Genomic DNA, 14,098 nt, shown 5'->3' with positions numbered 1-14,098 from the left:
CCACCGTCAGCCCCGGGCCCCGCCGAGGCGGGCCCGGGCCACGTGCCAGAGGAAGATCGGCGCGGAGACGAACATGCGACGCCAGAGCCGCCGCGGCTCCTGCAGCAGGCGGGGCAGCCACTCCAGCCCGAGCCGCCGCACCAGCGGCGAGGCCCGCTCGACGCGCCCGGAGTAGAAGTCGAAGACCGCGCCGATGGCCGCCGCGAAGGGCACCCGCAGCCGGTGGCGCAGGTGCATGATGGAGAGCTCCTGCTTGGGCGCGCCCAGGCCGACCCACAGCACGTCGGGCCGGGCCGCGTTGACGGCCGCCGCCATGGCGTCGTAGTCGGCCTCGGCGAAGGCGGACCGGAAGGGCGGGGCGTAGGTGCCCACCACCTGCAGCCGCGGGTAGTCGCGCCGGTAGCGCTCGGCCACCGCCGCCAGGGTCTCGGGGGTGGACCCGAGGAAGAAGACCCGCCCACCGCCCTGCTCGTCGAGCCGGCGGCTCAGCCCCTCGAAGACGTCGCTGCCGGTGACCCGCTGGTCGATGCCGGCGCCCAGGATGCGCGAGGCCAGCGTCACGCCGCTGCCGTCGGCCACCAGCCAGTCGGCCGACTCCAGGGCCCGGGCGAAGTCCGGCCGGCGCAGCGCCTCCACGTAGGAGTGGGGGTTCAGGCAGGCCAGCCAGCGGGGCCGGTCGCCCGCGGCGATCCAGGCCGCGATGGTGGCCACGCAGCGGCGCGCGTCACCGGCGAAGATCCCGAAGCCCAGCATGTACTGGCAGTCGCTCGTCATGGCCCGTCCTCGCTCCCTGGTGATCGATGGCGCTCCGGTAGATGGCCTGCAGCGCCCGCGCGTTCTCCGGCTCGGCGTAGCGCTCGTCGAAGGCCTGCCTGGCGGCGGCGCCGCGGTCGGCCAGCCCGTGCGGCTCCGACCAGGCGGCCCGCACCTCGCGCAGCAGCGCGCCGGCGTCGCCGGCGCGGAAGACCACGCCGGCCCGGCCGTGCTCCACCAGGCCGGGCAGCGGGCCCAGGTCGGAGACCGCGGCCGGGGTGCCGAAGGCGAAGGCCTCGCGCAGCACCATGGGGAAGCCCTCGAAGCAGATCGACGGGAGCACCAGCAGGCGGGCCCGGGCGATCTCGGCCTCCGCCTCACGCGCCGGGAGCTGCCCCAGGAAGGTCACGCCGCCGAGCCCCAGGGCCCGCGCCTGCGCCTGCAGCGCGCCGCGCAGCGGGCCGTCGCCCACCAGCCGCAGCTCGGGGGGGTGGGTGCCCCAGGCGGCCCAGGCCTCGAGGAGGTGGCGCACGCCCTTCTCCTCGGAGAGCCGGCCCACGTAGACGGCGCAGGGGCGCCGCGCCGCCCAGGGCACCACCTCGGGCCGGCCCGGGTAGAAGTTGGGCTTCACGTGGACCCGCTCGGCCGGCAGGCCGGCGGCCACCATGAGGTCGCGCTGGAACCCGGTGAGCGCGATGAAGGCGTCGACGTGGCGGCGCCACAGCCCGAGCGCGCGGGCCAGCGCCACGCCGGCCGCCAGCGGCAGGGTGGCGGCGCGGCTGCCGCGGTAGCAGCCGTGGCGCAGCGCCGGCAGCACCGAGCGCTGGTCGAGGCACTCGGTGCAGGGCAGCCCGTGGCGGACCGGGATGGCGGCCGGGCAGAAGAGCCGGTAGTTGTGCAGGGTGAGGACCGTGGCGGCGCGGCGCCCCACGGCCGGGAAGAGCGCCGGCGAGATCAGCGGGAAGGTGTTGTGGGCGTGCACCACGTCGGGCTGGAACGCCTCGACGACCCGCCGGACGGCGCGGGCGGTGAACGGGTTCCAGGGGGTGGCGGCGGCGCCCACGAGCGCGCCCAGCCAGCCGCGGGCCCGGAGGTCGTCGCTGTGGCGCTGGTAGGTCTGGACCTCGTGGCCGGTGCGGCGCAGCAGGTCGCGCTCCAGGTCGAAGACGGCGTTCTCGCCGGAGGGGGCGGCCGAGCCGTAGCGGTTGTGGACCAGGAGGACCTTCACGGGGGAATGACACCCAGCCGCGCCGCGACGGCCAGGGGCACCCAGACGAGGCGTCACGGCCAGGCGGATGGGCGGACGGGCGGCGCTCCGCGGCGGGGGCTGCTTCCCCGAGGGCGGCGCTCCGGACCCGGGCGCCGCTCGTTACCCGGCGGCCCGGAGGCGCGGGGCGTGGCGGTGATAGCGGGCCGCCTCCAGCGCCTCGAGCCAGGCCTGCACCGCCCCCTCGAAGGTGCTCTCCATCAGGGAGGGGCGCCGCACCGCCAGCTGGGCGTCCGAGAGCGGCGGCTGCCGCCCCAGCCAGGTGGCCAGCGCGGCGTCGAGCGCCTCGGGGCGATCCGCGTCCACCACCTCGCCGGTGCGCCCGGGCGACACCAGCACGCGGGCCCCGGCCCGCTCGCTGCACACCACCGGCAGGCCGGCCACCAGGGCCTCGTTCACCACCGCCCCGAAGGGCTCGTAGTCCGACGCCAGCGCGAAGACGCTGCCCAGCCGGTACCAGGCCGCCAGCCCCGCCCCCTCCTGCCGACCCACGAAGAGCACCCGGCCCGGCCCGGCCACCGCGGCGGCCCGGGCCGTGAGCCGCGCCCGCTCCTCGCCGTCGCCCACCAGCGCCAGCCGGAGGTCCGGCCAGGCCGCCCCGAGCCGGCCGACCGCGTCGATGAGCCGGTCCACCCGCTTCTCCGGCGCCAGGCGGCCGACGTAGAGGAGCACCCGCCTCCCGGCCAGCCCACGCGCCGCCGCCTCGGCCCGCGCGACCCCGGCCGCCTCGTCGAGCCGGGCGCCCAGCACCCGCTCGTCCTGCACCAGCGGCGAGGCCACCACCGGCTGGCTGGCCCGGAACCGGCCTCGGTACAGGGCCCGCGCCTCCTCCGAGTAGGTGAGCACGCAGTCCACGTGCGGCTGCAGCAGCCGGCGTCCCAGCCCGTGCAGCCAGGTCTCGGCCAGCACCGAGGACGGGTTGTCCTCGGTGGCCACCACGTGGCCGAAGTCGCCGCCGGCGAGGCGGCGGGAGGCCAGCACCCCCAGGGTGGCCTGGCCGAACTCGCTGGTCACCACCACGTCCGGCCGGTGGCGCCTGAGCTCCTCGCCGATCCCCAGCCGGACGGTGCGGCCGGCCACGGTGAGCCCCCGCAGCAGGTAGCCAGGCGGCTCGACCAGCTGGGCGCGCAGCCGCGCCTGGTCGAAGGCCTGGTTGGCCACGGCCTCCGACAGGAAGACCACCCGCAGGGCGCACCGCCGCGCCAGCGCGTTGAACATGTCCACGCGGTACGGGGCGAGCGCTGGGTGGAGGATGAGGACCCGTGGCTGCGGCATCTGCCCTGCCTGACCCCCGCCGCGCGCGCCGCGTGCCAGGCCCCTCCGGGGCGGGCCGGCCGCGCCCCATGCTGGTGCGCAGGTCACCTGTCCGTCCGCGCCGCCCCCGGGGGTCACGGGATCGACGAGGTCGCCCACATGCCCACCGCCGCCATGTTCCTGCTCGCGCTGCTCGCCTCCCTGGCGCTCACCCCCCTGGCGCGCCGCCTGGCGCTCCGGACCGGCGTCCTCGACCAGGCCCTGAGCTCCCGCAAGGTCCACGGCCGGCCCATCCCCAGGCTGGGCGGGGTGGCCATGGTGGCCTCCTTCTACCTGGCGGTGGGCGTGCTGGCCCTGGCCGACCCCGGGGTCCGGACGCTCCTCGCCGCCGACGGGACGCGCACCGCGGCGCTGCTCCTCGGCGGCCTGGCCATCGCCGGCCTCGGCCTGCACGACGACCTGCACGGCGCCACCGCCAGCACCAAGCTGCTGGTCGAGCTGGCGCTGGCCGGGCTGCTCTTCGCCGCCGGCTTCCGCATCGACGAGGTGGCGCTGCCCTTCCTCCCGCCCCTGGCCCTCGGCTGGCTGGCGCTGCCGGTCACCGTCCTGTGGATCGCGGGCGTCACCAACGCGGTCAACCTGGTGGACGGGCTCGACGGGCTGGCCGCCGGGGTGGCCCTGGTGGCCGCCGCCGCCACCGGCCTGCTGGCGTTCCTGGGCGGCAACCTGCTGGTGGTGCTGCTGGCGGCGGCCCTGGCCGGCGCCGCGCTGGGGTTCCTGCGCTCCAACTACCACCCGGCCTCCATCTTCATGGGCGACACCGGCAGCCTCTTCCTGGGCTTCGTGCTGGCGGCGCTCTCGCTGCGCACGCAGCACCCGTCCTCCACCGCGGTGGGGCTGCTGGGCTCGGCGCTGGTGCTGGGGCTCCCCATCGCCGACACCGCGCTGGCCATCGGGCGCCGGGCGCTGCGCGGCGCCCCGCTCTTCCGGGCCGACCGGGGGCACCTGCACCACCGGCTGCTGGCCGGCGGGCTCGGCCACCGCGGCGCGGTGCTGGTGCTGCACGGCGCCTCCCTGCTGCTCTCCGCCGCCGCGCTGCTGCTGGCGCTGGGCGGCGGCGCGCTCGACGCGGCCGTGCTGGTCACCCTGGCGGTGGCTGGCCCGGCCGCGGCGTGGCGGCTCGGGCTGCTGCGCGCGCCGCTGCTCAAGTCCCTGCTGGCCGACCGGCGGCGCAACCTGGCGGTGCGTGCCCAGCTCCGGATGGTGCGGGCCAGGCTGCGGCGCGCCGCCGACTGGGGCGAGGTCTGGCCCACGGTGCGCCAGGCGGCCGGGTTGCTGGGCGCCGGCGGGGTCGAGCTGCGGCTGGCGGCCCCGGGGCTCGGCCTGCCGGAGGCCACCTTCACGGCCGGCCAGGAGGGCGACGACCTCGTGCGGGCGCGCTCCGCGCTGGTGGCGGGCGGCTGCGGCGGCAGCCTCGAGCTGCGCTGGCCGGATCGAACGGCGCTCGACCGCGACACCGAGATCGCCGTGGAGATCCTGTGCGGCGCGGTGGCCGAGGCCCTGGGCCGGATCCAGCGCCAGCAGCGCCGGGCGCGGGTGGCCTCGCCCCGGCTGGGCTCGCCGAGCCGCGCGCCGGCGCGGGTCGAGCGCGGCCCGACGCCGTAGCGGGCTGCGCAGGTACCCCTCACCCCGGCCCTCTCCCCGGAGGGGAGAGGGGGACTCGACCGCGGGTGGACGCAGGTGCCCCTCACCCCTGCCCTCTCCCCGGAGGGGAGAGGGGGACTCGACCGCGGGTGGACGCAGGTGCCCCTCACCCCGGCCCTCTCCCCGGAGGGGAGAGGGGGACTCGACCGCGGGTGGACGCAGGTGCCCCTCACCCCTGCCCTCTCCCCGGAGGGGAGAGGGGGACTCGACCGCGGTGGACGCAGGTGCCCCTCACCCCTGCCCTCTCCCCGGAGGGAGGGGGACTCAACCCGGGTGGACGCAGGTGCCCCTCACCCCGGCCCTCTCCCCGGAGGGGAGAGGGGGACTCGACCGCGGGTGGACGCAGGTGCCCCTCACCCCGGCCCTCTCCCCGGAGGGGAGAGGGGGCAGACGAGGTCTGCCCGGGTCAGGCGGAAGCGCAGTGGTCTGCCCGGGTCCAGGCGGAAGCGCGAGCAGGGCTGGAGCTGGTGTTTGCTCACCCTCTCCCCCAGCTCGCTGGGGGAGAGGGCCGGGGTGAGGGGGCCGCTGGACCGACCGCTCCTCCCCATCCGGAGCCTGGCGTACTGCTCAGACGAGCAGTACTCATGGGCCTCACGCCACCCCGGAGGTCCCGCCATGCCCGTCAGCCCCGTCCCCGCCGGCTACTCCACCCTCACGCCTGGCTGCACCCTCCGCGGCGCGGCCAAGGCCATCGAGCTCTACCAGCAGGTCTTCGGGGCCAGGCAGGCGGTCCGCATGGACGCGCCGGACGGCAGCGTGGTCCACGCCGAGCTGCTCTTCGGTGACTCGCGCCTCATGCTGGGCGAGGCCAGCGCCGAGTACCCGGCCCACGGCACCCACCTCATGATGTACGTGCCGGACGTCGACGCGGTCTTCGCGCGGGCCGTCGCGGCCGGCTTCACGGTGAAGGAGCCGCTGCAGGTGCAGTTCTGGGGCGACCGGACCGGCCGGGTCACCGACCCCTTCGGCAACCAGTGGTTCCTCGCCACCCACGTCGAGGACGTCTCCGAGGAGGAGATGAAGGCGCGCATGGCCAGGCTCTTCGGCGGGTAGGGCCCAGGCGGTCCCGGCGCGCCGGCGGAGGCCGCGCCCTCGGCGGGTTGACCGGAAGGCCGGCACCAGCTAGATCAGCCCGTTCGAAGTCACCGGAAGGACGGATCACATGGCTCGCGTCACCGTCGAAGACTGCCTCCCCCTCGTGGACAACCGGTTCGCCCTGGTGCTGCTGGCCACCAAGCGCACCCGCCAGCTCATGGCCGGCGCGCGCCCGCTGCAGCCCAACACCAAGAACAAGGCCCCGGTCCTGTCGCTCCGCGAGATCGCCACCGGCAAGGTCCGCTTCGATCGCCCGGTGCGGGACGCCCTCTCCGGCAAGTTCGACAAGGAGAAGGCCACCCTGCCGGCCGGCCAGACCCGCACGCTCCGCTAGACCTCCCGAGGTCGCCGAGCACCCGAGGGGCGCCCGCGTGGCGCCCCTTCGCTTTGGTGCCGGTGGCCGTCGGTCCCGGCCGTCAGTGGCGGGTCCCGCCCGTGGCCGGCGCCGGGCCGGGGCCGGCGAAGAGCGCTACCCCGCGGGCCCGCAGCTTCTCGGCCACGCGCTGCGAGCGGGTCAGCAGGAAGCGCTCGTAGAGCCTGAGCAGCCCGCGGTTGGACTCGAGCTCCGAGAGCTCGGCCACCTCGGCGAGGCAGTCCACCAGGGCCTCGAAGCGACGCGACAGCTCGGCGTAGAGCCCGGCCAGCGCGGCGCTCCGCTCGCCCTCCGCCAGCGCCCCGTAGGCCCGCTCTCCCATGGCGCGGTAGTAGCCGGCGTCCACCGCCGAGCGCGCCAGCGAGTCGCCGAAGAAGCCGGACACGAAGAGCGAGGTGTCGCCGAGCCGCTTCAGGTGGGCGGCCCGCTGCCGCCGCTCGGCGGCCATGGCCCGCAGCAGCAGGAGGGCCAGTGGCTCGTCCAGGGGAGCGTCGGCAAGCTCCGGGGGCCGCTCGCCGGCCACCCGGCTGGCCAGGAGCTCCACCAGGTAGAACTCGGCCTCCTGGCTCACCGGGTGGTGCCGGACCGACAGGACCTCTCCGACCGCCTCCTTGAACCACTCCCGCGGCGACTGGGATACCAGGATGGGGCTGTGCATGGGTGCGCACCTCCTCCCGGGAGCCTACGGATGGGGCTTCCGCAATTCAAGCCACGGTGATTCATAGGCTTTTTATCGCTGGCACCCGGGGCGGGCGAGTGCCAACCCCACTTTCGGCACTCGCCCGAGTCAACTGCCAAAAGGGTCTGAAAAGCCGAGTCATCCCAACAAGCTAGGAAATCGTCAGGTCCGCTTGACACCCATGGCGCCGTGATTACTATCCCGCCGCCGCTGGCAGTCGGGCAGCTCGAGTGCCAGCACACACACCGACCTTCCACCCCCTCCTCGCCGCTTCGGGCGGGGACTTCGCACCAGGAGGCAACATGGGCATCCGTCCCCTGCAGGACCGCGTCATCGTGAAGCGTCTCGAGGAGGAGCAGAAGACCAAGGGCGGCATCATCATCCCCGACACGGCCAAGGAGAAGCCGATCGAGGGCAAGGTGATCGCCGTCGGCAACGGCAAGGTCCAGGAGGACGGCAAGGTCCGCCCGCTCGACGTCAAGCCGGGCGACACCGTCCTCTTCTCCAAGTACGCCGGCACCGAGATCAAGATCGACGGCGTGGAGCACCTGATGATGCGCGAGGAGGACATCCTCGGCGTGATCGAAGGTTAGTTCCCCCGCCTTCTCCCTTCCTCACCGCAAAGGAGTCAAAGACATGGCAGCCAAGGAAATCCTGTTCGACCAGCAGGCCCGCGAGGCGATCCTCAAGGGCGTCAACGTCCTCGCCAACGCCGTCAAGACCACGCTCGGCCCCAAGGGCCGCAACGTCGTCATCGAGAAGAGCTTCGGCTCGCCCACCATCACCAAGGACGGCGTCACCGTCGCCAAGGAGATCGAGCTCGAGAACAAGTTCGAGAACATGGGCGCCCAGATGGTGAAGGAGGTCGCCTCCAAGACCTCCGACGTGGCCGGCGACGGCACCACCACCGCCACCGTGCTGGCCCAGGCCATCTACCGCGAGGGCTCCAAGCTGGTCGCCGCCGGGCACAACCCGATGGAGATCAAGCGCGGCATCGACAAGGCCGTCGAGATCATCACCGCCGAGCTCAAGAAGCTCAGCAAGCCGACCAAGGACCACAAGGAGATCGCCCAGGTCGGCATCATCTCCGCCAACGGCGACGTGACCATCGGCAACATCATCGCCGAGGCCATGGAGAAGGTCGGCAAGGAGGGCGTCATCACGGTCGAGGAGGCCAAGGGCCTCGAGACCACGCTCGAGATCGTCGAGGGCATGCAGTTCGACCGCGGCTACCTCTCGCCCTACTTCGTCACCGACGCGGAGCGGATGGAGGCGGTCCTGGAGGACTGCTTCATCCTCATCAACGAGAAGAAGATCTCCAACATGAAGGACCTGCTCCCGCTGCTGGAGCAGATCGCCCGCAGCGGCAAGCCCCTGCTCATCCTCTCCGAGGAGACCGAGGGCGAGGCGCTGGCCACCCTGGTGGTCAACAAGCTGCGCGGCACGCTGCACGTCTGCGCCGTCAAGGCGCCGGGCTTCGGCGACCGCCGCAAGGCCATGCTGGAGGACATCGCCATCCTCACCGGCGGCAAGCTCATCGCCGAGGAGCTGGGCCTCAAGCTCGAGCAGGTCACGCTGAAGGACCTGGGCCGCGCCAAGCGCATCACGGTGGACAAGGACAACACCACCATCGTGGACGGCCACGGCCAGAAGGCCGACATCGAGGCCCGCGTCAAGACCATCCGCGCGCAGATCGAGGACACCACCTCGGACTACGACAAGGAGAAGCTGCAGGAGCGGCTGGCCAAGCTGGTGGGCGGCGTCGCCGTCATCAACGTGGGCGCGGCCACCGAGACCGAGATGAAGGAGAAGAAGGCCCGCGTCGAGGACGCCCTGCACGCGACCCGCGCGGCCGTGGAGGAGGGCATCGTCCCCGGCGGCGGCGTGGCCTACCTGCGCGCCCTGAAGGGCCTGGACGGCCTGAAGGTGTCCGAGGGCGAGCAGTTCGGCCTGGACATCGTGCGCCGCTCGCTCGAGGAGCCCCTCCGGCAGATCGCCAACAACGGCGGCTACGAGGCCTCCATCGTGGTGAACCAGGTCAAGCAGGGCAAGGAGCCGAACTACGGCTTCAACGCCGCCACGGGTGAGTACGAGGACCTGGTCAAGGCCGGCGTCATCGACCCGACCAAGGTGAGCCGCTCGGCGCTGCAGAACGCGGCCTCGGTGGCCTCGCTGATGCTGACCACCATGGCGATGATCGCCGAGAAGCCCAAGGACGAGAAGGGCTCCGGCGGCGGCATGGGCGGCGGCATGGGCGGCGGCATGGGCATGGGCGGCATGGACGGCATGATGTAGTCGTCCCCCCTCCGCTCGAGGGATTCACGCGGGGCCCCCGGTTCGCCGGGGGCCCCGCTTCGTTGATGGGGTCGGGGTCGGGGTCGGGTTTGCCGGGCCGGTACGGCGGCGTACCATCCCGATCATGCCTTCCTGCCCCCCCTCCACTCGCCTGTCGCTCCTCCTCCTGCTGGCCCTGGCGTCCGCCTGCACCACCGCCTCCACCCAGCTGCGGGTGGTGAAGCCGCTCGACCGGCCCATCACGGCCCGGGCCGCGGCGGTCTACCCGTTCGCCTTCCGCTGGGAGGAGCCGCCGCACCGGAGCCTGCTCTTCGGCCTGGCCACCGCCGAGGCGCTGGTCGACGGGGGGCGCCTGCTGGTCTTCGGCCCCGACGAGTTCCTGGTGCTGCGGCACGAGGCCGACGACCCGCGCGTCGGCACCGACCTGCTCTCCTCGCTGGCGCGCCGCAGCCTGCCGGCCACCTCCTTCCTGGCGGTGCGCGGCTGGGCCGAGCGGCGGGTGGAGCGGACCAGCGGGGCCATCGACGGCGCGGGGACGGTGCGCTCCAGCGAGACCATCACCTTCGTGGAGCACCTGGAGGTGCTGGACGGCGCCGGCGGCGGGGTGCTGCTGGAGCTGGAGGGCCTGGCGGTGCGCCAGGCCGGCGCCACCTCCGACCCGTTCGACCCCACGCCCGAGCTGACCCGCCTGCACCGCGAGCTGACGGCGCGGGCCTGGGCGCTGCTCGAGCCGCACCTGACCGCCCCGGCGCTCGACCCGCTGCCGCTGCGGCTGCGCTGGCTGCCGGCCGCGGCCCTCTCCTGGGCGCCGCCCGGCGTGAGGTCGCTGGCCGAGCGCGCCGCCACCGCCGATCCGCTGGACGCCGACCTGCAGCGGCTGGCCGTCTACCGCATGACGGACCCGGTGACGCCCGACGCCCAGCTGGCCCGCCTCATGCGGCTGCCGGGCGGCCTCCTGGTGGAGGCGGCCAGGCCGCCCTGGTCGCCGGCGCTGCAGCCGGGCGACGTCATCGTCTCGGCGGCGGGCGAGGCGGCAGGCGGACGGCACGTCCTGCAGCGGGTGGTGGCCCTGTCGCGCTCGGGCGCGGTGGAGCTGGTGGTGGCGCGTGGCGCGGCGCGGGTGCCGGTCACGGTGGTGGCGCGGTAGCGACCAGGGAGGCGCGGCCGCCGCCGGCGGTCCGGCTCACCCGCCCGGGAAGAGGCGCGCCGCCACCTGCCCCAGCCCGGCCGCCACCTCCGCCGGGAAGGCCAGCAGGGGCGCCGACAGCGCCAGCCCCAGCCCCAGCGCCACCAGCCTGGGCCTGGCCCGCTCGGGCAGGCGGCTCTCCACCACCGCCACCCCGGTGAGTGCCAGGGTGAGCAGGCCGCCGGCCACCAGCGCCGCCGGCGCCGGGAAGCCGAGCAAGGTCAGCGCCGCGGCGATCACCAGCAGGGCGCCGGCGTTGATGACGTCCCGCCCGTTGGAGGCCCACCAGGCGCGGTGCTCCTCGCGCCGCAGGCGATCCCCCACCTCCTCGAGCCGCACCGTGGTGGCCACCGCCGCCAGCAGCGCCAGCGCCGCCGCCAGCCGCTCCGTCCCGCTCCGGGGCTCGAGGGACCACATGGCGGAGATGCTAGCGCGGCCGCGGCCCCGGGCGCGACCTCGGGCGGCCCCCTCACCCCGGCCCTCTCCCCCACGGCGTGGGGGAGAGGGTGAGCAGACCGACCCCGACCCCGACCCCGACCCCGACCCCGACCCCGACCGCGCCCTTGCCCCGGGGCGCCGCCCGGCGCGTGAATCGGCCGGGGACTCGCGGCGTCGGGAGTGGGAGTAGAGTGTCGCCGCCACGCCCCGAAGGCCACCCGTGACCACCCGCCCCCACCTCCTCGCCGCCCTGCTCCTGCTGGCGCCCCCGGTCGCCCGGGCGTCGGAGCCCACCGCGCCCACCGTCGGCCCGGTCGCCCCGACGCCGCCCGCACCGGCGCACGGCAGCGGCCTCGGCCCCTGGCTCGAGCCCGCGCCCGCGCACCCACCGGCGCACCCAGCGGCGCATGCGCCTGGCCCCACGCTCGGGCCGGCGCTCGAGCCCGCCCAGCCGACCGCCACCACCGCCCCGCCCACCGCCCCCGTGAGTCCCCACGCCGGCGCCCCCCACACGCCGGGCGAGGCCATGGAGTTCGTCGTCGAGCTCGGCGGGTTCAAGGCCGGGGTGGCCCGCCTCTCGGTGGGCCAGCGGGAGGGATCCGTCCTGCCGGTCTACCTGGTGTCGCGGTCGGCCGGCCTGGCCGCCATCGTGTCGCTGAAGCAGAGCCTGGTGAGCCTCCTCGACACCGCCACCGGCCTGCCGAAGTCCTCGCAGCTCGAGGGGATCGAGCCCAGCTACCGGCACACCGACACGGCCCGCTTCGACCGCACCGCCAACGTGGCGGAGGTGCGCGAGGTCGGCCGGTACGACCGGAGCTACCGCATCGAGGTGCCGCCCGGCACGCTCGACTTCGTGGCGCTGGTGTTCCGCCTGCGCCTGCTGCCCCTCGATCCCGGCGCCAGCCTGCCGTTCCCGGTGCTGTCCGGCCGCACCGTCTCCACCGTGGTGGCCTCCGTGGAGGGGCGCGAGTCGGTGAAGACGCGGGTGGGCACCTTCCCGGCCATCAAGGTGCGGGTGCCCACCGGGCTCTCCGGCAAGTTCAGCGAGAAGAGCCCCACCTACATCTGGTTCAGCGACGACGCGGAGCGCCGGGTGGTCCGCATCAGCACCAACTTCGGCTTCGGCCGCGCCGTGGCCATCCTGTCCTCCTACACGCCGGGGCTGGAGCCGGGCTGACGGCGGCCCCCCGCGCCTGGGCGCGACGCTGCGCGGTGCGTCATCGCGCCGCAGCTGCGTTTCCTGGCGAGGCCTAGGATCCCCCTCGCCGTCGCGCCTCCGCGCGGCGCGCCACGCCGCCGCGCCCACCTCGGGTCCGCCGGCGCTCCGAGGGGGTCGTCATGGGTGAGAAGTCCGTCGCTGGTCAGGCTGGCCACACGTTGCCGCACGGTGAGGCCCTGCTGCACGAGCCGCTGCTCAACAAGGGCACGGCCTTCACGCTCGCCGAGCGCGACGCGCTCGGGCTGCGCGGCCTCCTGCCGCCCAACGTCCACACCATCGAGGAGCAGCTGGCCCGGGTGGTGGGCAACTACCAGCAGAAGCAGACCGACCTGGAGCGCTACATCCACCTGGTCAGCCTGCAGGACCGGAACGAGACGCTCTTCTACCGGCTGGTGACCGAGCACATCGAGGAGATGATGCCGGTCATCTACACGCCCACCGTGGGGCAGGCCTGCCAGCAGTGGGGCCACCTCTTCCGGCGGCCGCGCGGTCTCTACCTCTCCTGGGACGACCGCGGGAAGCTGGCCGACATCCTGCGCGCCTGGCCCAAGCCGGACGTGCGGGTCATCGTGGTCACCGACGGCGAGCGCATCCTCGGGCTGGGCGACCAGGGCGTGGGCGGCATGGGCATCCCGGTGGGCAAGCTCTCGCTCTACACCGCCTGCGCCGGCATCGACCCGGCCAAGACCCTGCCCATCATGCTGGACGTGGGCACCGAGAACGAGGGCTACCGGCGCGACCCGCTCTACCTCGGCCTGCGCCAGCCGCGCGTGCGCGGCGAGGCCTACGACGCCTTCGTGGCCGAGTTCGTCGAGGCGGTGAAGCTGGTCATGCCCCAGGCCCTGCTGCAGTTCGAGGACTTCGGCAACGCCAACGCCTTCCGGCTGCTGGAGCAGTGGCGCGACAAGGTCTGCACCTTCAACGACGACATCCAGGGCACAGCCGCGGTCACCCTCTCCGGCCTCTACTCGGCGCTGCGGCTCACCGGCAAGACGTTGCGCGAGCAGACCGTGCTGTTCCTGGGGGCCGGCGAGGCCGGCATCGGCATCGGCGACCTGATCGCCTCGGCCATGGTGGACGAGGGGGCCACGCCGGAGGAGGCACGGCGCCGCTGCTGGTTCGTGGACACCAAGGGGCTGGTGGTCAAGTCGCGCACCGACCTGGCGCAGCACAAGCTGCGCTTCGCCCACGACGCCGCGCCGCAGGCCGACCTGCTCTCCGCCATCAAGGCGCTGCGGCCCACCGCCCTGGTGGGCGTCTCCACCATGTCCAAGGCCTTCAACCAGGCCATCGTCGAGGAGATGAGCCGGCTCAACGCCCGGCCCATGATCTTCGCGCTCTCCAACCCCACCTCCAAGTCGGAGTGCTCCGCCGAGGAGGCCTACCGCTGGTCGCGCGGCCAGGCCATCTTCGCCTCCGGCAGCCCGTTCCCTCCCTGCGTGCTCGACGGCCGGACCTTCCAGCCGGGCCAGGGCAACAACGCCTACATCTTCCCGGGCGTCGGGCTGGGCGTGGTGGCCACCCGGGCGCGCCACGTCACCGACCGGATGTTCGCGGCGGCGGCGCGCACGCTGGCCTCGCTGGTCCAGCCCGAGGACCTGGCGGTGGGGCGCATCTACCCCAAGCTCTCGCGCATCCGCGAGGTGTCGGCGGCCATCGGCGCGGCGGTGGCCGAGGTGGCCTTCCAGGACGGCCTGGCCGGCGTGCCGCGGCCGGTCGACGTGGCGGCCATGGTGGAGGCCGCCATGTGGGAGCCGAAGTACCGGACCTACGCGTAGCGGGCCGGGGCCCGGGGGAGGCCGGCGGGCAGGCAGCCCGGCCGCCCGCCGGCGCGG

Annotated in this window: 13 protein-coding genes; 8 read left to right on the top strand and 5 right to left on the bottom strand. The window is 74.5% G+C overall.

The window, feature by feature from the left end; genetic code table 11:
* Positions 1-6: 6 nt before the first annotated feature.
* From IPO09_17320 to IPO09_17310, 3 genes are all read right to left on the bottom strand, one after another.
* Positions 7-753 (bottom strand): WecB/TagA/CpsF family glycosyltransferase, encoded by a 747-nt coding sequence (locus IPO09_17320; GenBank protein ID MBK9519069.1) that lies wholly within the window; start codon positions 751-753, stop codon positions 7-9.
* Complete coding sequence (locus tag IPO09_17315; protein ID MBK9519068.1) at positions 725-1,981, bottom strand: glycosyltransferase family 4 protein; 1,257 nt, start codon at positions 1,979-1,981, stop codon at positions 725-727. Before IPO09_17315 ends, IPO09_17320 begins: the two co-directional genes overlap by 29 nt.
* A 141-nt stretch (positions 1,982-2,122) precedes the next feature.
* Positions 2,123-3,295: a glycosyltransferase gene (locus tag IPO09_17310; protein MBK9519067.1), complete on the bottom strand. Its 1,173-nt coding sequence runs from the start codon at positions 3,293-3,295 to the stop codon at positions 2,123-2,125.
* Positions 3,296-3,433: 138 nt separating this feature from the next.
* Here IPO09_17310 and IPO09_17305 point away from each other — a divergent pair, with 138 nt between their 5' ends.
* From IPO09_17305 to IPO09_17295, 3 genes are all read left to right on the top strand, one after another.
* Positions 3,434-4,939 carry an undecaprenyl/decaprenyl-phosphate alpha-N-acetylglucosaminyl 1-phosphate transferase gene (locus IPO09_17305; GenBank protein ID MBK9519066.1) on the top strand — a complete coding sequence of 502 codons (1,506 nt, stop codon included), beginning with the start codon at positions 3,434-3,436 and terminating at the stop codon, positions 4,937-4,939.
* 654 nt (positions 4,940-5,593) lie between these two features.
* Positions 5,594-6,031, top strand: coding sequence for a VOC family protein (locus tag IPO09_17300; GenBank protein MBK9519065.1), 438 nt, complete (start codon positions 5,594-5,596; stop codon positions 6,029-6,031).
* A 109-nt stretch (positions 6,032-6,140) separates the two neighbouring features.
* The gene (locus IPO09_17295; GenBank protein MBK9519064.1) at positions 6,141-6,407 is read left to right on the top strand and encodes a DNA-directed RNA polymerase subunit omega; all 267 of its coding nucleotides are present in this window, start codon (positions 6,141-6,143) and stop codon (positions 6,405-6,407) included.
* An 82-nt stretch (positions 6,408-6,489) separates the two neighbouring features.
* On the opposite strand, the gene IPO09_17290 is transcribed toward IPO09_17295, so the two are convergent.
* A complete protein-coding gene (locus tag IPO09_17290) occupies positions 6,490-7,104 on the bottom strand; it encodes a hypothetical protein (protein ID MBK9519063.1) in 615 nt (204 codons plus the stop codon).
* 323 nt (positions 7,105-7,427) lie between these two features.
* Between IPO09_17290 and groES the strand changes: the two genes are divergently transcribed.
* From groES to IPO09_17275, 3 genes are all read left to right on the top strand, one after another.
* Entirely contained in the window at positions 7,428-7,718 is a 291-nt protein-coding gene (groES, locus tag IPO09_17285) for a co-chaperone GroES (protein ID MBK9519062.1), read from the top strand.
* 43 nt (positions 7,719-7,761) lie between these two features.
* On the top strand, positions 7,762-9,420 hold the full coding sequence (gene groL, locus IPO09_17280; protein ID MBK9519061.1) for a chaperonin GroEL: 1,659 nt from the start codon (positions 7,762-7,764) through the stop codon (positions 9,418-9,420).
* 124 nt (positions 9,421-9,544) lie between these two features.
* Positions 9,545-10,567 (top strand): hypothetical protein, encoded by a 1,023-nt coding sequence (locus IPO09_17275; protein MBK9519060.1) that lies wholly within the window; start codon positions 9,545-9,547, stop codon positions 10,565-10,567.
* A gap of 36 nt (positions 10,568-10,603) precedes the next feature.
* On the opposite strand, the gene IPO09_17270 is transcribed toward IPO09_17275, so the two are convergent.
* Positions 10,604-11,023, bottom strand: coding sequence for a hypothetical protein (locus IPO09_17270; GenBank protein ID MBK9519059.1), 420 nt, complete (start codon positions 11,021-11,023; stop codon positions 10,604-10,606).
* A gap of 241 nt (positions 11,024-11,264) precedes the next feature.
* On the opposite strand from IPO09_17270, the gene IPO09_17265 reads away from it, so the two are divergent.
* Together IPO09_17265 and IPO09_17260 are read left to right on the top strand one after the other, a co-directional pair.
* Entirely contained in the window at positions 11,265-12,221 is a 957-nt protein-coding gene (locus IPO09_17265; protein MBK9519058.1) for a DUF3108 domain-containing protein, read from the top strand.
* Between the two features lie 161 nt (positions 12,222-12,382).
* Positions 12,383-14,041: an NAD-dependent malic enzyme gene (locus IPO09_17260; protein MBK9519057.1), complete on the top strand. Its 1,659-nt coding sequence runs from the start codon at positions 12,383-12,385 to the stop codon at positions 14,039-14,041.
* The last annotated feature ends 57 nt before the right edge of the window (positions 14,042-14,098 follow it).

The sequence above is a fragment of the Anaeromyxobacter sp. genome, assembly GCA_016718565.1.
GTDB lineage: Bacteria > Myxococcota > Myxococcia > Myxococcales > Anaeromyxobacteraceae > JADKCZ01.
Note: the sequence above shows the minus strand (reverse complement) of the source record. Positions and strands in the feature narration are given on the sequence as shown.